The sequence below is a fragment of the Actinoplanes nipponensis genome (genome assembly GCF_016862275.1).
Classification (GTDB): Bacteria; Actinomycetota; Actinomycetes; order Mycobacteriales; family Micromonosporaceae; genus Actinoplanes; species Actinoplanes nipponensis.
Map to the genome: position 1 here is coordinate 37,763 of NZ_BOMQ01000095.1, position 23,207 is coordinate 60,969.

General features: G+C 74.8%; 18 protein-coding genes. 10 read left to right on the top strand and 8 right to left on the bottom strand.

Going from position 1 to position 23,207, the window contains the following annotated elements:
• Genes Ani05nite_RS38340 through Ani05nite_RS38350 form a run of 3 tightly spaced genes read right to left on the bottom strand, consistent with a single transcriptional unit; the run spans position 1 to position 3,840 of the window.
• The gene (locus Ani05nite_RS38340; RefSeq protein WP_203776676.1) at positions 1–1,647 is read right to left on the bottom strand and encodes an ABC transporter permease; all 1,647 of its coding nucleotides are present in this window, start codon (positions 1,645–1,647) and stop codon (positions 1–3) included.
• Positions 1,634–2,614, bottom strand: coding sequence for an ABC transporter ATP-binding protein (locus tag Ani05nite_RS38345; protein WP_203776678.1), 981 nt, complete (start codon positions 2,612–2,614; stop codon positions 1,634–1,636). Before Ani05nite_RS38345 ends, Ani05nite_RS38340 begins: the two co-directional genes overlap by 14 nt.
• A complete protein-coding gene (locus tag Ani05nite_RS38350) occupies positions 2,611–3,840 on the bottom strand; it encodes an ABC transporter ATP-binding protein (protein ID WP_203776680.1) in 1,230 nt (409 codons plus the stop codon). The genes Ani05nite_RS38345 and Ani05nite_RS38350 overlap by 4 nt, the downstream gene beginning before the upstream one ends.
• Before the next feature lie 202 nt (positions 3,841–4,042).
• Between Ani05nite_RS38350 and Ani05nite_RS38355 the strand changes: the two genes are divergently transcribed.
• The 9 genes from Ani05nite_RS38355 (at position 4,043) to Ani05nite_RS38395 (ending at position 12,813) form a co-directional block, all read left to right on the top strand.
• Positions 4,043–4,435 (top strand): hypothetical protein, encoded by a 393-nt coding sequence (locus Ani05nite_RS38355; RefSeq protein ID WP_203776682.1) that lies wholly within the window; start codon positions 4,043–4,045, stop codon positions 4,433–4,435.
• 109 nt (positions 4,436–4,544) lie between these two features.
• Positions 4,545–5,582, top strand: a complete 1,038-nt coding sequence (locus tag Ani05nite_RS38360; RefSeq protein WP_203776683.1) for a zinc-dependent alcohol dehydrogenase family protein — start codon at positions 4,545–4,547, stop codon at positions 5,580–5,582.
• A gap of 322 nt (positions 5,583–5,904) precedes the next feature.
• The gene (adhE, locus tag Ani05nite_RS38365; RefSeq protein ID WP_203776684.1) at positions 5,905–8,544 is read left to right on the top strand and encodes a bifunctional acetaldehyde-CoA/alcohol dehydrogenase; all 2,640 of its coding nucleotides are present in this window, start codon (positions 5,905–5,907) and stop codon (positions 8,542–8,544) included.
• A 91-nt stretch (positions 8,545–8,635) separates the two neighbouring features.
• Positions 8,636–9,508 carry a universal stress protein gene (locus Ani05nite_RS38370; protein WP_203776685.1) on the top strand — a complete coding sequence of 291 codons (873 nt, stop codon included), beginning with the start codon at positions 8,636–8,638 and terminating at the stop codon, positions 9,506–9,508.
• A gap of 87 nt (positions 9,509–9,595) precedes the next feature.
• Entirely contained in the window at positions 9,596–9,871 is a 276-nt protein-coding gene (locus Ani05nite_RS38375) for a DUF1876 domain-containing protein (protein WP_203776686.1), read from the top strand.
• Positions 9,872–9,903: 32 nt separating this feature from the next.
• On the top strand, positions 9,904–10,422 hold the full coding sequence (locus tag Ani05nite_RS38380; protein ID WP_203776687.1) for a cyclic nucleotide-binding domain-containing protein: 519 nt from the start codon (positions 9,904–9,906) through the stop codon (positions 10,420–10,422).
• A 54-nt stretch (positions 10,423–10,476) separates the two neighbouring features.
• A complete protein-coding gene (locus tag Ani05nite_RS38385; RefSeq protein ID WP_203776688.1) occupies positions 10,477–11,406 on the top strand; it encodes a universal stress protein in 930 nt (309 codons plus the stop codon).
• A 91-nt stretch (positions 11,407–11,497) separates the two neighbouring features.
• Entirely contained in the window at positions 11,498–12,361 is an 864-nt protein-coding gene (locus Ani05nite_RS38390) for an MEDS domain-containing protein (protein WP_203776690.1), read from the top strand.
• Positions 12,358–12,813, top strand: a complete 456-nt coding sequence (locus Ani05nite_RS38395) for an ATP-binding protein (RefSeq protein WP_203776692.1) — start codon at positions 12,358–12,360, stop codon at positions 12,811–12,813. The genes Ani05nite_RS38390 and Ani05nite_RS38395 overlap by 4 nt, the downstream gene beginning before the upstream one ends.
• A 20-nt stretch (positions 12,814–12,833) precedes the next feature.
• On the opposite strand, the gene Ani05nite_RS38400 is transcribed toward Ani05nite_RS38395, so the two are convergent.
• A complete protein-coding gene (locus Ani05nite_RS38400) occupies positions 12,834–15,563 on the bottom strand; it encodes a bifunctional acetate--CoA ligase family protein/GNAT family N-acetyltransferase (RefSeq protein WP_203776694.1) in 2,730 nt (909 codons plus the stop codon).
• A 136-nt stretch (positions 15,564–15,699) separates the two neighbouring features.
• Positions 15,700–18,237: a cation-translocating P-type ATPase gene (locus Ani05nite_RS38405; RefSeq protein ID WP_203776696.1), complete on the bottom strand. Its 2,538-nt coding sequence runs from the start codon at positions 18,235–18,237 to the stop codon at positions 15,700–15,702.
• A gap of 121 nt (positions 18,238–18,358) precedes the next feature.
• Here Ani05nite_RS38405 and Ani05nite_RS38410 point away from each other — a divergent pair, with 121 nt between their 5' ends.
• Entirely contained in the window at positions 18,359–19,000 is a 642-nt protein-coding gene (locus Ani05nite_RS38410; RefSeq protein WP_203776697.1) for a LuxR C-terminal-related transcriptional regulator, read from the top strand.
• A gap of 21 nt (positions 19,001–19,021) precedes the next feature.
• Here Ani05nite_RS38410 and pflA read toward each other — a convergent pair whose 3' ends face one another.
• The 3 genes from pflA to Ani05nite_RS38425 all read right to left on the bottom strand — a co-directional run bounded on the left by pflA (position 19,022) and on the right by Ani05nite_RS38425 (position 23,153).
• Positions 19,022–19,762, bottom strand: a complete 741-nt coding sequence (gene pflA, locus Ani05nite_RS38415) for a pyruvate formate-lyase-activating protein (RefSeq protein ID WP_203776720.1) — start codon at positions 19,760–19,762, stop codon at positions 19,022–19,024.
• Positions 19,763–19,767: 5 nt separating this feature from the next.
• On the bottom strand, positions 19,768–22,008 hold the full coding sequence (gene pflB / locus Ani05nite_RS38420; RefSeq protein ID WP_203776698.1) for a formate C-acetyltransferase: 2,241 nt from the start codon (positions 22,006–22,008) through the stop codon (positions 19,768–19,770).
• A 134-nt stretch (positions 22,009–22,142) separates the two neighbouring features.
• Complete coding sequence (locus tag Ani05nite_RS38425; RefSeq protein WP_203776699.1) at positions 22,143–23,153, bottom strand: zinc-dependent alcohol dehydrogenase; 1,011 nt, start codon at positions 23,151–23,153, stop codon at positions 22,143–22,145.
• Between the last annotated feature and the right edge of the window lie 54 nt (positions 23,154–23,207).

A 23,207-nucleotide genomic window follows, 5' to 3' on the forward strand; every position in this document is an offset into this window, starting at 1 on the left:
TCAGCCGCGGAACAGGCCCCGCACCCGGAGGATCAGCAGCGCCGCGACGGTCCAGGCGGCCACCACCGCCAGGTGACCGGCGGCGATGCCGCTGTCCGGGCCGGCCGGCGACGTGGCGGCCAGCAGGAGCGCCGCGAGGTGCTTGAGCGGGAACAGGTTGCCGATCAGCGCCGGCCAGCCGGGCAGCGGCGCGTCGCCCACGGGGAAGACGTCGGAGACGAAGCTGAGCGGCAGCAGCGTGCCCAGCGTGATCGCGACCAGCGAGGTCGCCGAGCGCAGCAGGGCGACGACCGCCAGGCCGAGCGCGGCGAAGCACGCGACCCCGAGCACGACGGCGAGGGCGACGGCCGGCAGCCGGGCCGCGTCGAGGCGGACGTCGAGGAACAGCACGGCGACTCCACAGAGCAGGACGGTGGACAGGATCGACACCACCAGCACCGCGCCCACCCGGCCGGCGACGTACCAGCGCAGCGGCAGGGGAGTGCCCCGCAGCCGCTTGAGGACGCCCTTGCCGCGGGCCTGGGCGACGGCCTCCGGCAGGGTGACGTAGCCCGCGACCGCGATCGCGTAGGCCGTCAGGCCCGGCAGCAGGTACTGCGCCGGGGCCAGGCCGTGCACCGGGGCGGCGCCGAACACGGCCGGGAACAGCGCGAGCAGCAGGACCGGGAAGACCACCGCGAAGAAGACCGAGAGCGGGTCGCGCCACTGGCTGATCAGCGCGTACCGGACCTGGCCGGCCAGCAGCGCCGCCGGCGTGCGCCGGCCGGCTCCGATCGGGCGCGGCGCGGGCCCGGCCGGCCGGGACGCCGGCGCCGCCGGAGCGGGCGCGGGCGTCGCGGGCGTCGCCGAGCCGCGCGGCAGCCAGCCGAAACGCCGGACGGCCACGACCGCGCCGAGCACGCCCCAGGCCGCCAGCACCAGCAGGTCGCCCGGCCGGAACCCGTACCCGCCGGCCGGATCGAAGGTCTCCGTCATCGCGTGCGCGAAGTGCCGCAGCGGCAGCGCCGTGCCGAGCCGGTCCAGCCACACCGGCAGCTCGGCGCCGACGATGAAGACGTCGGAGATGAAGGCCAGCGGGATGAGCAGGCCCTGGGTCAGGGTCTGGGCGACGAGCACCGTACGGGTGAGCGCCACCACGGCCAGCCCGAGCGCCGAGAAGCACGCGATGCCCAGCGCCAGCGTCACCAGCAGCGCCGGGATCTTGCGCCAGACGACCTCCACCCCGTAGAGGCCGGCGCCGACGCCGGTCAGCAGCACCACCGCGGCCACGGACACCACGGCGCTCGCCGACACCCGGGCGGCCAGCACCGTCCACGCCGGCGCCGGCGTGCCGCACAACCGCATCAGGACGCCGCGTTCGCGCAGCCCGGCGGTGTCGGTGGCGAGCACCACGAAGGTGGCCTGGGCCACGCCGAAGACGGCGAAGGGGGCCACCAGGAACTGCGCCACCGGCACACCCGCGCCGGTCGGGCCGTTGCCGACGATGGCCGAGACGATGACCAGGAAGGCCAGCGGGAAGATCAGCGTGAAGAACGCCGACAGGGGCGAGCGGGCGAAACCGCGCAGGGCGTGCACGGTCAGGGTCCGTACCGGATGCGGCAGCGGTCGCGTCCGCTCGGCCACGGCCGGGCGCTCATCGGTGGTCATCGGCCGGCTCCCCGGTGAGGCTCAGGTACGCGTCCTCCAGGCCCGGCGGGGTCAGGGTCAGCGTCGGCAGGTCGAGGTGGTTGGCGGCGGCCCAGTCGGTCAGCAGGCGGGTGTCGGCGACCGCCCGGTGGGTGCGGACGACCACGTCGGCGCCCTCGACCGTCCGGACGCCCGACATCGGCGGTAGGCGGTCGGCGGTGAAGCCGTCGGGCAGCCGGAACGCCAGCCGGGTCGGCAGCCCGCACCGGGCCTCCAGCTCGCTCGGCCGGCCCCACGCGACCAGGCGTCCGGCCCGCAGCACCGCCACCCGGTCGGCGAGGCGCTCGGCCTCCTCGATGTAGTGGGTGGTGAGCAGGATCGTCGTGCCCTGCTCGCGGAGCCGGTCGATCAGATCCCACGCGTGGCGCCGGGCCGCCGGGTCGAACCCGGTGGTGGGTTCGTCGAGGAACAGCAGGTCGGGCCGCCCGGCCAGGCCCAGGGCCAGATCCAGCCGGCGTCGCTGGCCGCCGGAGAGCGCCTTCACCCGCGTGCGGCGCCGGTCGGCCAGGCCGACCAGGCCGGCGAGCTCGCCCGGGTCGTACCGGCGCGGATACAGCGACGCCTGCAGCCGGAGCAGCTCATCGACCGTGAACTCGTCCTCGAACCCGGCCGTCTGCAGGACGATGCCGATCCGCTCCCGGTAGGCGCGTCCGCCGTCGGCCGGGTCGAAACCCAGCACGGAGACCTGTCCGTCGTCGCGGGGCCGGTAGCCCTCGAGGATCTCGACCGCCGTGGTCTTGCCGGCCCCGTTGGGACCCAGCAACGCCACGATCTGTCCGGTCTCGACGGTGAAGCCGACGTGGTCGAGCGCGAGCAGGTCGCCGTAGCGGCGGGTGAGGTCCGCGACGACGATCGCCGGGGTGTCCCCGCGCCGGCCGGCCCCGGCGGGCCGGCCCGGCCGCAGGAGACCGGGGCCGGGCCGGGTCATGGGCCCGGCCGTCCGCTCACGGCGGCGAGGACCGGCTCCGGGGCCCCGGCCGGCGCCGCGGCAACGGCCTCGCCGGTCCGCGGGTCGAAGAAGTGCGCCTCGCCGAGATCGAACGACAGCAGGGCCGGCCGGCCGATCGACACGTCGGCGTGCGCGGCGACCTTGGCGGTCCACAGTTGCGAGGCCGCGGCCTCGTCCACGGCGATCGGCCCGTCGTCACCGGCCGGGCCGGTGGCCTCGGTGTCGTCGGCGCGGGGCGCGCCGAACAACAGGTGCTTCTCGTCGCCCAGCGCCTCCACCCCGAGCGGCACCACCGGCAGCGCCGGCGTCGCCGGCGCCGGGCCGGCCAGGGCGAACGCCGCCGGGCGGAGCCCGATGACGACCGGCCGGCCGAGGTACGGCAGCAGCCCGGGCCACCGGGCCAGCGCGTCCGGCAGCGGGAACGTGACGCCACCCAGCGTCACGGTGACCGGATCCCGGCCCCTGAGCGTGACCGTGGCGAAGTTCATGCTCGGCGAGCCCATGAAGCCGGCGACGAACCGGTTGGCCGGCGTCCGGTACAGCTCCTCGGGCGTGCCGACCTGTTGCAGCCGGCCCCGGTCGATGACGGCGATCCGGTCGCCCAGGGTCATCGCCTCGACCTGGTCGTGGGTGACGTAGACCGTGGTGACGCGGTACCGCTGGTGCAGCCGGGACAGCTCGGCGCGCATCGACACGCGCAGTTTGGCGTCCAGGTTGGACAGCGGCTCGTCCATGAGGAAGACCCGCGGTTGCCGGACCATCGCCCGGCCCATCGCCACCCGCTGCCGCTGGCCGCCGGAGAGCGCGGCCGGTTTCCGGTCGAGCAGCTCGGCCAGGCCGAGCAGCTGGGCGATCTCCTGAACCTGGCGGTCCGCCTCGGCCTTCGGGACGTGCCGCAGCTTCAGGGCGAAGCCCATGTTCTGCCGGACCGTCATGTGCGGGTAGAGCGCGTAGTTCTGGAAGACCATCGCGATGTCGCGCTCCTTGGGCGCCCAGTCGGTGACCGGCTCGCCGTCGACCAGGATGTCACCGCCGCTCGCGTCCTCCAGCCCGGCGATCATCCGCAGCACGGTCGACTTGCCGCAGCCGGACGGGCCGACCAGCACGAGGAACTCGCCGTCGGCCACGGTCAGGGTGAAGTCGTCGACAGCTGTCGTGCCGCCGGGGAAGACCTTGGTCAAGTGTTCCAGCCGCACCACGGACATGGCTCGCCTCCACTCACCGGCCGGCGTGGCGCCGGCGGTCCTGCCTCCAGCAAAGCGCCGTTCGGGGCGGGCCGACAGAGTCTCCCGGCCCCGCTGCCGACGCTGACCGGCCCGGGGCGCGGGCCCCGGTCCGGCGGGGCCACCGGGACGTTCGGCCCTGTCGCCGGCCGGCCGCGCCGCCGACGATGGTCGCGAGGGCGGTGTGGCCCCGGTCCGCCTCCGCCGCGGTGGCGTGCCGCGGCAGCGCCGCGAGCGCGGGCTGGAGGTGGCCGTGGACACGCTGACCGTCGCGGTGTGGACTCTCATCGCGGTCCGGCTCGCCCTGCTCGTGCTGCCGCTGCTGCGGCGCCCGCCGGCGGCTCCGCGACCGGTGGCCGGCGTCGGCCCGCCCGCCCGCGTCGATCCCTGCCCACGGGTCGATCCGTGCCTGGGTGAGGTGCAGGCGCTGCCGCCCCGCCCGGCGCCGGACCCCGAGGCCGTCCTGTACGCCCGGTTGCTCGCGGGCGCCGTCAGCCGGGAACGCTACCGCGCGGAGATGGCCGTGCTGGCCGCCCGGGACCAGCGGGAGCACCCCGTGGAGCCGCCGCGCGCGTGAGCCGAGCCGGCACTGAGCAGCACGGACGGGTCCAACGGCCCTGCCGCCGGGCGACCGGGCCGGCGCAGCGTGGGAGGCAGGCACGTCAGCGCTCGTGAAGGAGGGCGTCATGAAGGCACTCGTCTACGGCGGTCCGGGACAGCGGTCCTGGACCGAGGTTCCCGATCCGCGCGTCCAGGACCCCAAGGACGTGGTCATCCGCGTCGACGCGGTCACCATCTGCGGCACCGACCTGCACATTCTCGGCGGTGACGTGCCGGAGGTGACCCCGGGCCGGATCCTCGGGCACGAGGCGGTCGGCACGGTCGTGGAGGCCGGCGCCGGCGTGAGCGCGCTCGCCGTCGGCGACCGCGTGCTGGCATCCTGCATCTCGGCGTGCGGCGTGTGCCGGTTCTGCCGCGAGGGCAGCTACGGACAGTGCCTGGGCGGCGGGGGCTGGATCCTCGGCCACACCGTGGACGGGGTGCAGGCCGAGTACGCGCGCATCCCGTTCGCGGATCTGTCGACGTACAAGCTGCCGGCCTCGGTGACCGACGAGGCGGCCGTGCTGCTGGCCGACATCCTGCCCACCTCCTACGAGGTCGGGGTGCTCAACGGCGGGGTCCGGCCCGGCGACACGGTGGTCGTGGTCGGCGCCGGGCCCATCGGGCTGGCCGCGATCCTGGGCGCCCGGCTGTTCTCGCCGGCCCACATCGTCGCGGTGGACAAGGCGCAGAGCCGGCTCCAGGCGGCCAAGCTGTTCGGCGCGGACACCACGGTCATGGCCGACGACGACCCGCTCGCCGCCGTCCGCTCGCTGACCGGCGGGCTCGGCGCCGACGTGGTGATGGAGGCGGTCGGCACCCCGGAGACGTTCGAGCTCTGCACCAGCCTGGTCCGCCCGGGCGGGCGGGTGGCCAACATCGGCGTGCACGGCAAGCCGGCCACCCTGCACCTGGAGGATCTGTGGATCCGCAACGTCACCATCACGACGGGGCTGGTGGACACGTACTCGACGCCGAAGCTGCTGGGCATGCTGGTCGCGGGGCAGCTCGACACCGGGCACATGGTCACCCACCGGTTCCCGCTCGAGGAGATCATGCAGGCGTACGACGCCTTCTCCCGCCCGGCGCAGACCGGGGCGCTGAAGGTCGTGCTGACGCGGTGAGGTCCGGCCATCCGGCGCGGGTTAGGGCCGGGCAGCCCTGGCCGCGCCGGCCCGGCCGCGCGATGATCAGGACAGGAGGGCTCGTGGCCGCGGCGGTCCCGGGATCAGATGCCCCCTCGGCTCTCGGAAACCGCGGCGCGAGCCTTCCGTCGCCGGTGGCCGCGCCCGGCGCGGCACGCCGTCCGGGCCGCCGGAAGTGCCGGGTGCGGGACCAAAGGCCCGTCAGGTCAGGTCGTTGCGGTCAGGTGCGACGGCGCCGAGATCATGACAGTGGACGGTGAGCGGGCGGTACGCGCCCGCTCCCGACCCTGAGGATGCTGCCATGGCCGACACCGTCACCGTCACCGGAGTGCCCGTCGAAGCGCCGGACGAGACCGACCGCATGATCGACACGCTGGTCGAGCGCGGATTGTCGGCGCTGGCCGCGTACGACACCTTCACCCAGGAGCACATCGACACGATCGTCGCCAAGGCGTCGGTGGCGGCGCTGAGCCGGCACACCGAGCTGGCCCAGCTGGCCGTCGAGGAGACCGGCCGCGGCCTGTTCGAGGACAAGGCCGTCAAGAACATCTTCGCGTGCGAGCACGTGCCGCACCACATGGCCGGGCTCAAGACCGTCGGGGTGATCTCCCGCGACGAGATCAACGGCATCGTCGAGATCGCCGAGCCGGTCGGCGTGGTCTGCGCGGTCACCCCGGTGACCAACCCGACCTCCACGACCGTGTTCAAGGCGCTGCTGGCGCTCAAGACGCGCAACCCGGTGGTCTTCGCCTTCCACCCGGCGGCCCAGCGGTGCAGCGCCGAGGCGGCGCGCATCGTGCGGGACGCGGCGATCGCGGCCGGCGCCCCGGAGCACTGCGTCCAGTGGATCGAGAGCCCGTCCGTGACGGCCACCGGCGCCCTGATGCGCCACCCGGGCGTGTCGGTCATCCTGGCCACCGGCGGCAACGCCATGGTCCGGGCGGCGTACTCGGCCGGCAAGCCGGCGCTGGGCGTCGGCGCCGGCAACGTGCCCGCGTATCTGCACCGGGGGGCGAAGCTGGCCCGGGCAGTGCACGACGTCGTGCTCTCCAAGTCGTTCGACAACGGCATGGTGTGCGCCTCCGAGCAGGCGGCGATCATCGACGCCGGGATCTACGACGCCGCAATGGCCGAGTTCGCGCGGCTGCACGCCTACCGGGTCACCGCGCCGGAGAAAGCCAAGCTCGAGGAGCTCATCTTCGGCGCCCGCGCGGGCAGCGCCGACTGCGCCGAGGGCCGGCTCAACGCCGAGGTGGTGGGCCAGAGCGCCGAGTGGATCGCCGAGCGGGCCGGGTTCGCCGTGCCGCCCGGCACCTCGATCATCCTGGCCGAGGTGGCCGACGTCGGCCCGGCCGAGCCGCTGACCCGGGAGAAGCTGTGCCCGGTGCTGGCCGTGCTGCGCGCCGAGTCGACGCAGCAGGGCTTCGACCAGGCCGCGCGGATGGTGGAGTTCCACGGGCTCGGCCACAGCGCGGTCATCCACACCGAGGACGAGGCCGTCGCCGAGGCGTACGGCCGGCACGTCAAGGCGGTCCGGATCATCTGGAACGCCCCGGCCTCCCAGGGCGGTATCGGCGACATGTACAACGCGTTCCTGCCCTCGCTCACGCTGGGCTGCGGCAGCTACGGGCACAACTCGGTGTCCAACAACGTCACCGCCGTCGACCTGATCAACATCAAGCGGATCGGCCGGCGCAGCAACAACCTGCAGTGGTTCAAGGTGCCGCCGAAGATCTACTTCGAGCCGAACGCGATCCGCTACCTGGCCGACATGCCCGACGTGCACCGGGTCACCGTCGTCACCGACCACACCATGACCCGGCTCGGCTACGTGGACCGGCTCATCACGGTGCTGCAGCGCCGGCCGGAACGGGTCGCCCTGCAGATCATCGACGACGTCGAGCCCGAGCCGAGCCTGGCCACCGTGGACCGCGGCGCGGAGCTGATGCGGTCCTTCCGGCCGGACACCATCGTGGCCCTCGGCGGCGGGTCGGCGATGGACGCGGCCAAGGTGATGTGGCTGCGCTACGAGCACCCCGAGGTGGTCTTCTCCGACATGCGGGAGAAGTTCTTCGACGTGCGCAAGCGGGCCTTCACGTTCCCGACCCTGGGCGAGCGGGCGCGGCTGGTGTGCATCCCGACCACCTCGGGCACCGGGGCGGAGGTCACCCCGTTCGCCGTCATCACCGACAGCACGACCGGCAAGAAGTACCCGCTGGCCGACTACGCGCTGACCCCCAGCGTCGCCATCGTCGACCCGGTGCTGGCCACCGATCTGCCGCCGGCGATCACCGCGGACAGCGGCTTCGACGCCCTGACCCACGCCATCGAGTCGTACGTGTCGGTCTACGCCAGCGACTTCACCGACGGGCTCTCCCTGCAGGCGATCAAGATGATCTTCGGCTACCTGGGCCGGGCCGTCGCGGACGGCCCGAACGACCCGGAGGCCCGGGAGAAGATGCACAACGCCGGGACCATCGCCGGCATGGCGTTCGGCAGCGCCTTCCTGGGCATCGTGCACGCGATGTCGCACACCCTCGGAGCGACGTTCCACGTCGCGCACGGCCGGACCAACGCCGTCCTGCTGCCGCACGTCATCCGCTACAACGGCACCGTGCCGACCAAGCTCACCGGCTGGCCCAAGTACGAGAGCTACCGGGCCCCGGAACGCTTCCAGGACATCGCCCGGACCCTCGGGCTGCCGGCCGCCACGCCGGCGGAGGGCGTGGAGTCCCTGGCCGCCGCGGTGGAGCAGCTGCGCCGCGAGGTCGGCATCCCGGAGTCGTTCCAGCAGATCGGCGTCGACGAGCAGGCCTTTTTGGACGCCGTGCCGCAGCAGGCCCTGAACGCCTACCAGGACCAGTGCGCGCCGGCCAACCCCCGGATGCCGATGCTCGACGACATGCAGGAGCTCATGAAGGCGGCGTACTACGGCAAGTGAGCGGCGCGGCGGGCGGGATACGGACCAAGGGCCCTGCCATCCCGGTCCGTCGGCCGTTCTCCCGCCCCCGGCCCGCGCCTACCGTCCAGATATGGACACCGTCGTGTCGCACTCGCAGAACCTTCCCGTCGTGGTCGGCGTCGACCGGGCGCGGGAGCACCTGAGCATCGTCGACCTCGGCGTCGCGGAGGCGAGGCGACGCCACGCCGCCCTGTCGATCGTGCACGTCTGGCCCAGCCGCTACAGCGGCTGGGCCCAGGGCCGCAGCCCGCTGCCGACCGAGGAGGACGGCCGGCACCTGCTGGAGCTCGCGGCGCGGCGGGCCCGGCTGCAGGCGCCGCGGCTGCCGGTCACCACCGAACTGCTCAACGGCCGGGCGTCCGCCGTGCTGGCCGAGCGGTCGGCCACGGCGCGGCTGCTGGTGGTGGGTCATCGCGACGAGGCGCTGACCCATCCCAGCTGGGGCTCGACGGCGACGTACCTGGCCCACCAGAGCGCCTGCCCGCTGCTCGTGCACCGGGGGAACTGCTCGGAGCGCGGCCCGGTCGTGGTGGCCGCCTCCGGACACCAGCCGGCCACCGCCACCCTGGCCTGCGCCTACGAGGAGGCCGCCCGGGACGCGGCGCACCTGGTGGCGCTGCACGTGTCGCCCGCCTCGGCGGACCGGGCCCGGACCGACCGGCACCTCGCCGAGGCGCTGGCCGGCTGGGCCTGGACGTACCCCGACGTGGTCGTCGAGCGCCTCATCGTGCAGGAGACCGAGATCGGCTACACCCTGCAGCGCGCCGCCCGGCGCAGCCGCCTGCTGGTGGCCGGCATGGGCCGCACCGGGCGCTTCGCCGAGATCGTCTACGGCTCGCTCGGCGACGCGGCGATGCGCGGCACGGTGTGCCCGGTGCTGCTGGTCCCGCCCGGCTGGTCCGTGGGGACGGAGCGGGCGCTCGCCGGGACCGAGACCTCCTGACCGGGTCCTTAGCCTCTGCCGGGGCGCCGGCCGGCGCGCTGCGATGAAGGCGTCCGGCATCACCACCACGACGAAGAAGGTGCTGTCATGGTCCACGCCCGAACCTGGCGCGTCGAGATCGACATCAACGAACACGACGACGAGCGCCGCACGCACGCCGTCGCCCGGCTGTACAGCGGCGCGCCGTCGCCGCTGCGGGCGGAGGGGCAGGCCCGGCGCCGCCCGGCCGACCGCGAGGTGCCCGAGATCGGCGACGAGCTCGCCGTCGCCCGCGCCCTGGCCGACCTGGCCCATCAGCTGCTCGAGGCCGGCGCCGGCGACATCGAGCGGCTCACCCACGAGCCGGCCCGGCTGACCACCTGATCCGCCCGGCGGGAGACACCACCATGGCGCCGTTGACCGTCTTCGACGAACTGGTCCTGCACCCGTTCCTGGGCGACCTGCCGATGGGCTGGTTGCACCGGCTGGCCGCGCACGGACGTACGGTGGTGCGGCCCGCCGGCTACCGGCTCTGCCGGCCGGACGGGCCCGCCGAGTGCTGCTGGCTGCTGCGCTCCGGGGCCGTCGACCTCGACGGGCCCGGGCCGGGACGGGGCGACGTCGTGCTCGGCCACGTCGGCGCCGACGGGGTGGTCGGGTGCTCCTGGCTGGTCGAGCCGTACCGGTACGTCAGCGGCGCGGTGGTGACCGAGGAGATCCGGGCGGTGGAGTTCGCGGCCGCCGGCCTGCGGAATCTCATCGGTGAGGATCCGGCCCTCGGGCTGGAACTGACCACGCGGTTCGTCACGGTGCTGACCGGACGGCTGCGGACCTCCACCCGCCGTTGGGCGGAGCTGCACCTCGATGACCGCGGCGACAGCCTCCCGCGGAGGGCCGGCGAATTCCCGACCGCGGGACCTCCGGCCCTGTGCTGACACCGGCGGATCGGGTGTGCTGAAGAGGTAAGGAAACGGCACCGGGAGGCTGCCATGAGTGACCTCGACAGGCAGAGAGCGCGAAGAGAAGCCCAGCAGGCCTCGGCCGACCTGCGCCGGTCGACCCCGTACAGCGACGCGGTCAACCGCTACCTGGGCGCGTACGGCTACCGCGAGACGCGGGACACCGCGCCGGTCCTGGCGCCCCCGCAGCCCGAGCGGACCCGGGCCGGCCTCGTGCTGGTCGGGGTGGACGACAGCCTGGCCGGCTACACCGCGGTGGACCACGCCGCGATCGAGGCCGAGCTGCGCGGCTGGGACCTGCGCCTGGTGCACGTGCAACCCGCCGGCGGCGGCCGCAACCCGGCCCGGGACCTCGGCGCCCGGCTACTGGAACGGATGACCGACCGGGTGCACGGCTACTCGCCGACGGTCGCGGTGTCCAGCCACCTGGCCGTCGGGGCGCCGGCCGCCGCGCTGCTGGCCGAGGCCGCCACCGCCGACCTCGTCGTGGTCGGGCACCAGCACGGCCTCGCCGGCGCCGCCCTGGGCCGGACGGTCGGCGACCGGGTCGCCGTCCAGCATCCCGGCACCGTCCTGGTCGTCCGCGTGCCCGGCTGGCCGCCCGGACCGGGCTACGCGACCCGGCCGCTCGTGGTCGGCGTGGACGCCTCCGCCGCCTCGCCGCGCACGATCGCCTTCGCGGTCCGCGAGGCCCAGGTGCGCGGCTGCGACCTGATCATGCTGCACGCCGCCGGGGACGCTCCCGTGCCGATGGACCGGGTGGACCACCGCGACGGCGTCGCCGTGCACCACCGGACCGTCGCCGGCGACCCGGTCACCGCGCTGGTCGCCGCCTCCGGCGACGCGGCCGCCCTCGTCGTCGGCCGGCACGGCAGGCGCTCCGTCACCGGCGCCCTGCTGGGTTCGGTGAGCCGCGCCCTGCTGCAGCGGGCCGACTGCCCGGTGTTCCTGGTCGGCTGAGGACACGATCGCCGTTCAGCCGCGCGGGGGAAAGGCCGACGCGGGACGAGGGATTAAGGTGATGGCGTCGCGAACGAGTACGGGAGCTCGCATGACTGACGCTGTCACGGTGGACGCCGTCGCCGCCGGTGACCACGTCTGCCTGACGTTCTCCGATCCGGACGAACGCCTCGACATCGTCGCCGAGTTCGTCGCCGAGGGCCTCGGGTGCAACCACAAGGTGCTCTGCTACACCCACTCGCTCACCCCGCAACGGCTGAGCGACGAGCTGACCTGGCGCGGTGTCGCCGTGCCGCCGGCCGTGCGGTCCGGCCAGCTGGACGTCACCGACGGCGGTCAGCTGTGGGCCCCGGGCGGCCCCGCGACCGCGGCGGCCATGGTGGAGGCGCTGGCCGGCGAGATCGAGCAGGCCGCCGGGCAGGGCTACGCCGGCCTGCGGATGACCGCCGACATGTGCTGGGCGACCCGGCCCAGCGCCACCGTGCCGGAGCTGCGCGCGTTCGAGGAGGCGGCGGCGGGCCTGTGCGCCGACGGTCGCTTCACCGCCGTCTGCCAGTACGACCGCGACGGCTTCGACCCGGTCACCCTGGCCTTCGCCGCGGAGGCGCACCCGAAGACGGTCGCCGCGCTGGCCTACCACGACGACGCGGTGCTGCGCATCTGCCGCCAGCACCGGCCCCCGGGCGTGCGCATCTCCGGCGAGCTCGACTACACCCGGCTGGAACCCCTGCGCCAAGCCCTGACCGAGGCCCTGCGGCTGGACACGGACATCCACGTCGACATGTCCAGGGCGCGTTTCGTCGACGTCACCGCGGCCACCATGATCGCCAAGACGGCGCTCTCCCTGCCGGCCGACCGGCATCTGATCGTCACCTGCGGCCCGGCCGTCGCGGAGACGTTCCGGCTGGTGGGGGCGGGCGAGGCCGGCCAGTTCCGGATGCAACCGTCGCGATGAGCCGCGACGAGGGCAGCAACGGCGCCCCGGCGAGCCCGGGCCCGCTGCACGCGCCGTCCGAGGTGGCGCTGGAGCAGCAGTTCGCGCCCGGCGGGCTGTACGCGCTCCGCGCCGCCGTGGCCGCCCACGCCACCGAGCTGGGCCTGCCGGAGCGCAGCCTGCCCCGGGTGCTCCTGGTCGCCACCGAGCTGGCCACCAACGCCATCCGGCACGGCGCCGGGTCCGGCACGCTCCGGCTGTGGCGCACCGGCGAGCTGCTGATGGTGCAGGTCGTCGACGCCGGGCCGGGCATCGCCCGGCCGGACAGGCTGGGCATCCGGCCGGCCCCGCTGGGCAGCCGGGCGGGCCGGGGCCTGTGGATCGTGCGCCAGATCTGCGACCAGGTGCACATCACCGCCGGGCCGACGACCACCGTGACGATCGGCATCCACCTCGGCGCCCCGCCCGGCTGACGGCCCCGGCGTCCCCGGGGTCACGACCCGCCGGCGGACCGCAGCCGGCGCGTGACGGCGTCCGGCTCGCCGCTGACCGGCGCCAGCCGCAGCTTGGCGTCCACCGCGACGACGCCGTCCGGGCCGGCCAGCACCGGGTTGAGGTCGAGCTCGGCGATCTCGGGCAGATCCTCGGCCAGCCGGCCCAGCCGCAGCACCAGGTCCTCCAGGGCGGCGGTGTCCACCGGCGCCGCGCCGCGGTAGCCGGTGAGCAGCGGGGCGCAGCGCAGACCGCGCCACATCCGGCCGGCGTCGAGGTCGGTCACCGGCACCAGCCGCAGCGCCCGGTCGCCGAACAGCTCCGTCCGCACCCCGCCCAGCCCCAGCAGGACCACCGACCCGAACAGCCGGTCGTGGGCCAGCCCGGCCAGCAGCTCGACCGGTGCGGACACCTGCCGCTGCACGAGCACGCCCCGGCCGGTCTGCCCGGCGGCCGCCACCGTGTCGTACTGCCGCGCCACCGCGGCCGCGTCGGCCAGGCCCAGCCGGACGCCGCCGGTGTCGCTCTTGTGCACCAGCGCGGGATCGGCGGACTTCATCACCACCGGGTAGCCGATCCGGTCGGCCGCCGCGACCGCCTGCCGCCCGGTGTGGGTGACCGCGGCGGGCAGGATCGTGATGCCGTACGCGGCCAGGATCGCGGCGGTCCGCTCGTAGGGCAGCCAGGTGCTGCCCTCGGCCAGCGCCTCGCGGACCAGCGCCGCCGCCCGGTCCGCGTCCACCCCGGTCAGCCGCGGCCGGTGACCCAGCGGCTCCCGCCGCCAGGCCGCGTAGGAGGCGGCCCGGGCCAGGGCGGCCGCCGCCCGTTCCGGCAGGTCGAAGACCGGGGCGCGGCGGGCGCCGAGGATGGCCGCGTCGCCCCCGCCGACCAGAACCGCGGCCACCGGCAGCTCGGGGTGCTCGTCGGCCACCGAGCCGAGGGCCGTGAGGATGTCCGCGGGCGCGTTCGCCCGGGTGCCGATGACGACGAGCAGCAGCGCGTCGGCCTCCCCGCTCTCGGCCACGGCGGCCGCGGCGGCGGCGAAGGTGGCCGCCGAGGCGCCGGCCCCCAGGTCCACCGGGTTGGCCGTGGCGGCCGCGGCGGGGGCCGCCACGGCGAGCCGCGCGACCGTCGCCGGGCTCAGCGGCGGAACCCGCAGGCCGTTGCCCTCCGCGGCGTCCGCGGCCAGCACGTTGAGGCCGCCGGCGTTGCCCACGACGGCGAGGCGGTCGCCGGCCGGCAGCGGCTGGTCGGTCAGCATGCGGGCGGCGTCCAGCAGCTCGCCGAGGCTGTCGGTGCGGACCACGCCGGCCTGCTCGAACAGGGCGTCGACCGTGGCGGCCGGGGCGGCCGCCGCGGCGGTGTGCGACGCGCCGGCACGCTGGCCGGCCAGGGAGCGCCCGCTCTTGACGGCCAGCACCGGCTTGCGGCGGGACAGGGCCCGCACGGTACGGGCGAACTTGCGCGGATTGCCGAAGGACTCCAGGTACAGCGCCACCGCGTGGGTGGCCGGGTCGTCGTGCCAGTACGCGATGAGGTCGTTGCCGCTGATGTCGGCCTTGTTGCCCAGCGACACCAGGGTCGAGATGCCGGGCCCGTACCGGGCGGCGCTCTCCAGCACGGCGATCGCCACCGCGCCGGACTGCGCGGCCACCGCGAGGGCGCCGGGGCGGGGCGCCACGGGGGCGAAGCTGGCGTTGAGCCGCACCGCCTGGGCGGTGTTGAGCAGCCCGAGGCAGTTCGGGCCGACCAGCCGGATGCCCTGCGCGCGCGCCGACACCAGCAGGTCGTGCTGGAGTTGCCGGCCCGCCGCCCCGTCCTCGCCGAAGCCCGCGCTCAGCACGACGGCGCCGTGCACCCCGACCGAGCCGGCCTCGGCGAGCACGTCCAGGACCTGGTCGGCGGGCACCGCGACGACGAGCAGGTCGACCGGCGCCGGAAGGTCGCGGACGTGGCGGTACGCGGGGACGCCGTCGACCGGGGCGCCGCCGCGGTTGACCGCGTACAGCCGGCCGGTGAAGCCGTAGGAGCGCAGGGCCAGCAGCGTCTCGCGGCCCACCCCGCCGGGGTGGTGCCCGGCGCCCACGACCGCCACGGCCGAGGGGGCGAGGACCGCGTGCAGGGAAGCCCGCTCCGCGACCCGGTCCCGGACGTCGATGGCCAGCTCGGCGGACTCGTCGGTGCCGGTGGTGATCCCGATGTCGACGATGCCGTCGGTGAACCGGGACCGGACCCGGCCGGTGAGGTCGCGGGCCACCTTGAGCATCCGCACGTTGCCCGGCAGCACCTCGCCGACCAGCTCGGTGATGCCGTGGTCGTGGGCGCGGACCGCCAGCTGCTCCAGCAGCAGCGTGCCGATGCCCCGCCCGCGCTGGTGCTCCGCCACGAACGCCGCGAACTCCGCGCGCCGGCTGCGGTCGCCGGTGCGCTCGTACGAGGCGACGCCGACGGGCCGGCCGCCCAGCACGGCGACGACGGCGACGTGCCGCTCGTCGTCGGGCCGCAGCAGCCGGTCCACCTCGGCGGCCACGGTGGACGTCCCGGGTGAGACGAAGAACCGCAGCCGCAGGCTCTCCTTCGACGCCTCGTCGAACACCGCGGCGATCCCGGCGCGGTCCCCGGCGCGGACCGGGCGCAGCGTCACGACCGCGCCGTCCGTGGTGAGCGCGTCGGCCCCGTCGCCGGGGTCGGCCGGGACCGGACCCCGGGCGCCCGCTTCGGCCGTTGTCATCGCGGCCACCTCCATCGGTCCGGGCCGGGTGATCGGGGACCCGCCCCGTCCTCAGCATCGACCCGGCGGGCGCCGTGCGGCAGGGCGGCCCGCCCCGGCCCGGGAGGCCGGAAGACCTTGATCCGGGCGGCCGCGCTCACGGGATCCAGCGGCGGCTGATCCGCAACGCCAGCCCCGGCACCAGCGCGACGGCGGCGCACGCGGCCAGCTCGGCCACGGTCAGGGCCTCGGTGCCCAGCAGCGTCTGCAGCGGGCCCAGCAGCACCCCGCCGACCTGCAGGACGGCGGACAGGGCCACCGCGCCCAGCAGCGACCAGTTGCGCTTCGTGCCGGGCTCCGGCACGGCCCGCACCGCCAGGGCCACCCCCAGCTGGGCCAGCCCGAGCACCACGAACATCACCGACTGCCACGGCCGGCCCAGCTGGTGCGCGGTCAGGCCGGCGCCCAGGACCACGGCCGCGACGACCGTCCCGCCGACCAGCACGCTGCGCAGCAGCCCGTCGCCCAGCACCGACTCCTGCGGCGAGCGGGGACGGCGGCGCAGCACGCCGGCCTCGGCCGGCTCGGCCCCCATCGCCACCCCGGGGATGCCGTGGGTGAGCAGGTTGACCCAGAGCAGCTGCCCGGGCAGCAGCGGCAGGGGCATGCCGAGGAACGGGCCGGCCAGCATCACCAGCAGCTCGGCGATGCCGCCGGACAGCGCGTAGCGCAGGAACCGGCGGATGTTGTCGTAGATCCGGCGGCCCTCGCCGATCGCGGCCGAGACGGTGCCCAGGTTGTCGTCGACCAGCACCAGCTCGGCCGCCTGCCGGGCCACCTCGGTGCCGCCGCCCATCGCCACGCCGATGTCGGCCCGCCGCAGCGCCGGCGCGTCGTTGACCCCGTCGCCGGTCATGGCGACCACCTCGCCGCGGCGCTGCAGCTCGGCGATGATGTCGAGCTTCTGCTCGGGCTGGATGCGCGCGAAGACCCGGGCCCGGTCGATGTCGTCCGCGGTCAGCGGGCCCCGGTCCCCGCGGGCGACCGGGTCGCCGGGGCCGAGGATGCCGAGCTGGGCGCCGATCGCGGCGGCGGTCGCCGGGTGGTCGCCGGTGATCAGGACCAGGCGTACGCCGGCCGCCTCGAACGCCGCGGCGGTGTCGTGGGCCGTGTCCCGCAGCGGGTCGCCGATGCCCACCAGGCCGAGCACGCGCAGGGCGGGCGGGTCGGCCGGGTCCGGCGCCGCCGTGACCGTGGCGGCGCTGATCGCCAACACCCGCAGCCCGTCGGTCGCCAGCTCGGCGGCCGCCGCCAGCAGGGCGTCGTCGGCGCCGGCGGCGAGCAGGCTCTCCGGCGCGCCCTTGGCGACCACCAGGAAGTCGCCGGAGCCGCGCCGGTGCACCGTGGTCATCCGCCGGGTGGCCTGGTCGAAGGGGTGCTCGGCGAGGCGCGGGGTGCGGGCCCGCTCGGGGCCGGGGGCCAGGCCGCAGCGGGCGGCCAGCGTGACCAGGGCCGCCTCCATCGGGTCGCCGGCGGCCGTCCAGTCCGCGCCGTCGCCGGCCGGCGGGATCAGCTCGGCGTCGTTGCACAGCAGCCCCGCGCGGGCGAGCCGGAGCAGGTCGTCGGGGACCGGCACCGGGCCGCCGGCCTGCCGGATCTCACCGCCGGGGGAGTAGCCGGCGCCCGTGACGGCGTAGCGCACGCCGTCGGCGGTGACGGCCTGCTGCACCGACATCCGGTTCTGGGTCAGCGTGCCGGTCTTGTCCGAGGCGATCACCGTCACCGAGCCGAGCGTCTCCACGGCGTGCAACCGCCGGGGGATGGCCCGGGTGTGGGCCATCCGCCGGGCGCCGAGGGCGAGCGCCAGGGTCAGCACGGCGGGCAGCGACTCCGGCACGGCGGCCACGACCAGGCTGACGGCGGTGATCGCCATCCGGGCGACGGGCTGGCCGGCCAGCACCCCGAGGGCGAAGACGACGCCGGAGACGGCGACGGCGGTGGCGCCCAGGGCCCGGCCGAGGCCGGCGATGCGCCGTTGCAGCGGGGTCGGGCCGGGCTTCGTCCGGGCCACCAGGGCCGAGATGCGGCCCAGCGAGCTGGCCGCCCCGGTGCGCACGACCAGGCCGGCGGCCCGCCCGGTGGTCAGCACCGTCCCGGCGCCGGCCGGCTCGCCGGCCTCGCGCCGCACCGGGACCGACTCGCCGGTCAGCGCCGACTCGTCGAAGCTGGCCCGTTGGGCGTCGGTCAGGTCCAGGTCGGCGGGCACGATGTCGCCCGCCTCCAGCCGGACCAGGTCGCCGCGCACCAGCTGCGCCGCCGGCACGATCCGGTCGGCGCCGTCGCGCACCACCCGGGCCTCGGGGGCGGCGAGCTGGTCGAGCGCGGCGATCGCCCGGTCCGCGCGGACCTCCTGGACCACGCCGATCAGCGTGTTGACGAACACCACCAGCACGATCACGGCGGTGTCGGGCAGATCGTCGAGCAGCGCGGTGACCACGGCGGCGACCAGCAGCAGCGCGATCAGGGGATCGGCCAGCTGCCGTCCGACGCGGCTCACCAGCCGGCGGGGCGCGGGCGCGGCCACCAGGTTGGGACCCTCGGCGGCCAGCCGGGCGGCCGCTTCGGCGCTGGTCAGGCCGTGGGTCGGGGCAACCGTGCTGGTGTCCACCGTCGGCTCCTCCGCTCCGTCGGGCATCCTCTCTCCAGGCTTTCGCGGATCGGTCCCGGGCGGCAGGGCCGTTCGACCTTGTTCACCGGGCGCCCGCTCGGGCACCCCGCCCTTGGCACCGGGCGCGCGGGTCGGTATGAAGTGAGGCATGATTCGTGTCTTCCTCCTCGACGACCACGAGGTCGTCCGCCGCGGCCTCGTCGACCTGCTGCACGCCGCCGGCGACATCGAGGTGGTCGGCGAGTCCGGCTCCGCGCAGGAGGCCACCCGGCGCATCCCCGCGCTGCGGCCGCACGTGGCGGTCCTCGACGCCCGGCTGCCCGACGGCAGCGGCATCGACGTGTGCCGCGACGTGCGGGCGGTGGACTCCTCGATCCAGGGGCTGATCCTGACCTCGTACGAGGACGACGAGGCGCTGTTCGCCGCGATCATGGCCGGCGCGGCCGGCTACGTGCTCAAGCAGATCCGCGGCACCGACCTGGTGGACGGCATCCGCCGGGTCGCGGGCGGGCAGTCGCTGCTCGACCCGGCGGTCACCCAGCGGGTGCTGGAGCGCATCCGCCACGGCGTCGAGCAGCCGCGCGAGCTGGCGTCGCTGACCGACCAGGAACGCAAGATCCTGGAGTACGTGGCCGAGGGGCTGACCAACCGCGAGATCGCGGGCCGGATGTTCCTGGCCGAGAAGACCGTCAAGAACTACGTCTCGAGCCTGCTGGCCAAGCTGGGCCTGGAACGGCGTACCCAGGCCGCGGTGCTCGCCACCCGGCTGCTCGGCGAGCACCCGCACTGACCGGCCGTCCGGGGCCCGGGGTCAGTAGACCGCCAGCCCGCGCGCCCGGAACTGGCCCCGCACCCGCTCGACGAGCTCGGCGGAGGGCGGCTCGGTGCGGGCGAGCGGGAAGTCGATGCCCAGGGCCGCGTACTTGGCGGCGCCGAGGCGGTGGAACGGCAGCACCTCGACCCGTTCGACGGTCGGCATGCCGGCCACCAGGTCGGCGACCGCCTCGACGTTGGCCGGGTCGTCGGTGAGCCCGGGCACCAGCACGAAGCGGATCCAGATCGGGATGCCGCGCTCGCCCAGCCGCCGGGCGAAGCGGATCGTCGGCTCCAGCCGGCCGGTCCCGGTCACCCGCCGGTAGGTGTCCGGGTCGCCCGACTTGACGTCGAGCAGCACCAGGTCGACCGCGTCGAGCAGGTCGTCGTCGGCCCGGTCACCGTAGAAGCCGCTGGTGTCCAGGGCGGTGTGCAGGCCCAGCGCCCGGCACCGGGTCAGCACCTCGCGGGCGAAGGCCGGCTGCTGCAGGGGCTCCCCGCCGCTGAGCGTGACCCCGCCGCCGGCCACCTTGATGAACCGCTCGTACCGGCGGATCTGGGTGACCAGCTCGTCCACGCCGGTCTGCTCGCCGTTGCGCTGGAACCACGTGTCCGGGCTGTGGCAGAACTGGCAGCGCAGCGGGCAGCCGGCGAGGAAGGCGACGAAACGGGTGCCGGGCCCGTCCACTCCGGTGGAGATGTCGAAGGAGTGGACGGAACCGGTCACCGGGGCGGTCATCGTGCTCACAGCGCACCGTGGAAGGTCCGCGAGATCACGTCGTGCTGCTGCTCGCGGGTCAGCCGGACGAAGTTCACCGCGTAGCCGGAGACCCGGATGGTGAGCTGCGGGTAGTTCTCCGGGTGGGCCATGGCGTCCTCGAGGGTCGCGCGGTCCAGCACGTTGACATTGAGGTGGAAGCCGCCGCCGTCGGTGTAGCCGTCGAGCACCCCGGCCAGGTTGGCGATCCGCTCCTCGCGGCTGTGGCCCAGACCCTCGGGGGTCACGGTGGTGGTCAGCGAGATGCCGTCGCGGGCGCTGCGGTACGGCAGCTTGGCGACCGACAGCGCCGCGGCGACCAGCCCGTGCTTGTCGCGGCCGTTCATCGGGTTGGCGCCCGGCGCGAACGGCTCGCCGGCCCGGCGGCCGTCCGGGGTGTTGCCGGTGTGCTTGCCGTAGACCACGTTCGAGGTGATGGTCAGCACCGACAGGCTCGGCTCGGCGCCGCGGTAGGCCGGCTGCCGGCGGATCTTGGTCATGAACCGCTCGACCAGCTCGACGGCGATCGCGTCGGCGCGGTCGTCGTTGTTGCCGAAGGCCGGGTACTCGCCGTCGACGGCGTAGTCGACGACCAGGCCAGTCTCGTCCCGCAGCGCCTTGACCTGGGCGTACTTGATCGCCGAGAGGCTGTCCACGGCGACCGAGAGCCCGGCGATGCCGGTGGCCAGGAAGCGGTGCACCGGGTGGTCGTGCAGGGCCATCTCGAGGCGCTCGTAGGCGTACTTGTCGTGCATGTAGTGGATGACGTTGAGCGCGTCCACGTACGTCTCGGCGAGCCAGTCGAGGGTACGGTCGAAGGCCGCGTCGACCTCGGCGTAGTCCAGCACGTCGGCGGTGACCGCGGGCATCGGGGGCGTGACCTGCTCGCCGCTGATCTCGTCGCGGCCGCCGTTGATCGCGTACAGCAGGGTCTTGGCCAGGTTGGCCCGGGCGCCGAAGAACTGCATGTCCTTGCCGACGCGCATGGCCGAGACGCAGCAGGCGATGGCCGTGTCGTCGCTGTAGGCGGGCCGGATCAGGTCGTCGTTCTCGTACTGGATGGCGCTGGTGTCCAGCGAGACCTGGGCGCAGAACCGCTTGAAGCCCTCCGGCAGCGCCGGCGACCACAGCACGGTCAGGTTCGGCTCCGGCGCCGGGCCCAGGTTGTACAGCGTCTGCAGGTAGCGGAAGCTGCTGCGGGTCACCAGGGGGCGGCCGTCCGTGCCGATGCCGCCGAGCGCCTCGGTCACCCAGGTCGGGTCGCCGGAGAACAGCTGGTCGTACTCGGGGGTGCGGAGGAACCGGATGATCCGCAGCTTGATCACGAAGTCGTCGATCAGCTCCTGCGCGGCGGTCTCGGTCAGCGTGCCCTCGGCCAGGTCGCGCTGCAGGTAGATGTCGATGAAGCTGGCGGTGCGCCCGAGCGACATCGCGGCGCCGTTCTGCTCCTTGGTGGCGCCCAGGTAGGCGAAGTAGAGCCACTGGATCGCCTCGCGGCCGGTGGTGGCCGGCCCGGAGATGTCGGAGCCGTACGCGGCGGCCATGGTCTTGAGCTCGCCCAGGGCGCGGATCTGCTCGGCCAGCTCCTCGCGGGCCCGGATCACGTCCTCCGACGACAGCTCGGCGTCCAGGGCGGCCTTCTGCTCACGGCGCTCGGCGATGAGCCGGTCGACGCCGTACAGGGCGACCCGGCGGTAGTCGCCGATGATCCGGCCGCGGCCGTACGCGTCGGGCAGCCCGGTGATGATGTGCGAGCGCCGCGCGGCCAGCACGTCGGCGGGGTACGCGTCGAAGACCCCGTCGTTGTGGCTCTTGCGGTGCCCGGAGAAGATGGCGCGCACCGTCGGGTCGAGCGCGTACCCGTATGCCTTGAGCCCGGCCTCGACCATCCGCAGGCCGCCGGCGGGCATGATCGCCCGGCGCAGCGGGGCGCTGGTCTGCAGCCCGACGATCAGCTCGTGGGAGCGGTCGATGTAGCCCGGCCCGTGCGCGGTGATGGTCGACGGGGTGTGCGTGTCGACGTCGTAGATGCCGCGCTCGCGCTCGTCGACGAACATCCGCTGCAGTTCCCGCCAGAGCCTCTCCGTGCGGTGCGTGGGCCCCGTCAGGAACGCCGCGTCGCCGGTGTAGGGCGTGACGTTGTCCTGGATGAACCCGGCGACGTCGATCGTCTGCTGCCAGGTCGTCCCGGTGAACCCGCGCCAGGCCTCTTTGCGTTCCTGCACCATGTCTCCTCCTCGTTCCTGCCTCCAGCCTGGCTGGTCGACACCGTTCTTGATCAGGGCCGAAGGTCCCGGGAGGACGAGCCTCCCGGGACCTTCGGGTGTGGGCGCGACGGTGTCGTCGACCCTGGGGGAAAGCGTTACGGCAACAGCACCAGGCGGGCGGGGACCCGGCCGGCCAGCACGTCCTCGATCGAGGCGTTGATGTCGTCGAGCCGGCGGCCCTCGTAGAGCACCTCGGTGCGCCCGGCCACGTGCAGCCGGAACACCTCGGCCAGGTCGGCCCGGGTGCCGACGATCGAGCCGATCACCCGGATGCCCTTGAGCACGGTCTGGAAGATCGGCAGCGACATCGCGTTGTCCTTGGGCAGCGACACCAGGATCAGCCGGCCGCCGCGGCGCAGGCAGGCGTGGGCCTGCTCGATGACCCGCGGGTCGGCGGCCAGCACCACGGCCACGTCCGCCCCGCCCAGCGCCTCGATGGCGGCCACCGGGTCGGTGTCCGCGGCGTTGACCAGGTGCGCCGCGCCGAGGCTCTTGGCCAGCGCCAGCTTCTCCTCGGTGACGTCGACCGCGATGGTCTCCCCGCCGAAGATCTGCGCGTACTGCAGGGCCAGGTGTCCCAGCCCGCCGATGCCGAAGATCGCCACCCGGTCCCCGGGCGTGACCCCGGCCACCTTGACCGCCTTGTACGTGGTGACACCGGCGCAGGTCAGTGGCGCGGCCACCGCCGGGTCGATGCCGTCGGGCACCCGGACGACGTAGCGGGCGTCGGCCGCGGCGTACTCGGCGTGCCCGCCGTCGATGGCGTAGCCGGTGTTGAGCTGGGCCTCGCACAGGGTCTCCCAGCCGGTGATGCAGTACTCGCACGTCCCGCACGCGTGGCCGAGCCAGGGGATCGCCACCCGGTCGCCGATGGCGTGCTCGGTGACGCCCGCGCCGAGCTGCTCGACGATGCCGACGCCCTCGTGTCCGGGAATGAACGGCGGGGTGGGCTTCACGGGCCAGTCACCGCGGGCGGCGTGGATGTCGGTGTGGCAGAGCCCGCTGGCCTCGATCCGGACCAGCACCTGCCCGGCCGCCGGCTCCGGCGTGGGCACTTCCTTGATCTCGAGGGGCCGGTCGAAGCCGGTCACCACCGCTGCGCGCATGACTCTTCCCCTTCCGCGTGATCTTGATTCGAGTCTCACCGCCGGCGCGCGCCG

What these genes read in the sequence shown, in the direction of transcription:
- Ani05nite_RS38340 (WP_203776676.1), bottom strand. Translation starts at nt 1,647, where the DNA reads ATGACCACCGATGAGCGCCCGGCCGTGGCCGAGCGGACGCGACCGCTG.
- Ani05nite_RS38345 (WP_203776678.1), bottom strand. Translation starts at nt 2,614, where the DNA reads ATGACCCGGCCCGGCCCCGGTCTCCTGCGGCCGGGCCGGCCCGCCGGG.
- Ani05nite_RS38350 (WP_203776680.1), bottom strand. Translation starts at nt 3,840, where the DNA reads ATGTCCGTGGTGCGGCTGGAACACTTGACCAAGGTCTTCCCCGGCGGC.
- Ani05nite_RS38360 (WP_203776683.1), top strand. Translation starts at nt 4,545, where the DNA reads ATGAAGGCACTCGTCTACGGCGGTCCGGGACAGCGGTCCTGGACCGAG.
- adhE (WP_203776684.1), top strand. Translation starts at nt 5,905, where the DNA reads ATGGCCGACACCGTCACCGTCACCGGAGTGCCCGTCGAAGCGCCGGAC.
- Ani05nite_RS38370 (WP_203776685.1), top strand. Translation starts at nt 8,636, where the DNA reads ATGGACACCGTCGTGTCGCACTCGCAGAACCTTCCCGTCGTGGTCGGC.
- Ani05nite_RS38375 (WP_203776686.1), top strand. Translation starts at nt 9,596, where the DNA reads ATGGTCCACGCCCGAACCTGGCGCGTCGAGATCGACATCAACGAACAC.
- Ani05nite_RS38385 (WP_203776688.1), top strand. Translation starts at nt 10,477, where the DNA reads ATGAGTGACCTCGACAGGCAGAGAGCGCGAAGAGAAGCCCAGCAGGCC.
- Ani05nite_RS38390 (WP_203776690.1), top strand. Translation starts at nt 11,498, where the DNA reads ATGACTGACGCTGTCACGGTGGACGCCGTCGCCGCCGGTGACCACGTC.
- Ani05nite_RS38395 (WP_203776692.1), top strand. Translation starts at nt 12,358, where the DNA reads ATGAGCCGCGACGAGGGCAGCAACGGCGCCCCGGCGAGCCCGGGCCCG.
- Ani05nite_RS38400 (WP_203776694.1), bottom strand. Translation starts at nt 15,563, where the DNA reads ATGACAACGGCCGAAGCGGGCGCCCGGGGTCCGGTCCCGGCCGACCCC.
- Ani05nite_RS38405 (WP_203776696.1), bottom strand. Translation starts at nt 18,237, where the DNA reads ATGCCCGACGGAGCGGAGGAGCCGACGGTGGACACCAGCACGGTTGCC.
- Ani05nite_RS38410 (WP_203776697.1), top strand. Translation starts at nt 18,359, where the DNA reads ATGATTCGTGTCTTCCTCCTCGACGACCACGAGGTCGTCCGCCGCGGC.
- pflA (WP_203776720.1), bottom strand. Translation starts at nt 19,762, where the DNA reads ATGACCGCCCCGGTGACCGGTTCCGTCCACTCCTTCGACATCTCCACC.
- pflB (WP_203776698.1), bottom strand. Translation starts at nt 22,008, where the DNA reads ATGGTGCAGGAACGCAAAGAGGCCTGGCGCGGGTTCACCGGGACGACC.
- Ani05nite_RS38425 (WP_203776699.1), bottom strand. Translation starts at nt 23,153, where the DNA reads ATGCGCGCAGCGGTGGTGACCGGCTTCGACCGGCCCCTCGAGATCAAG.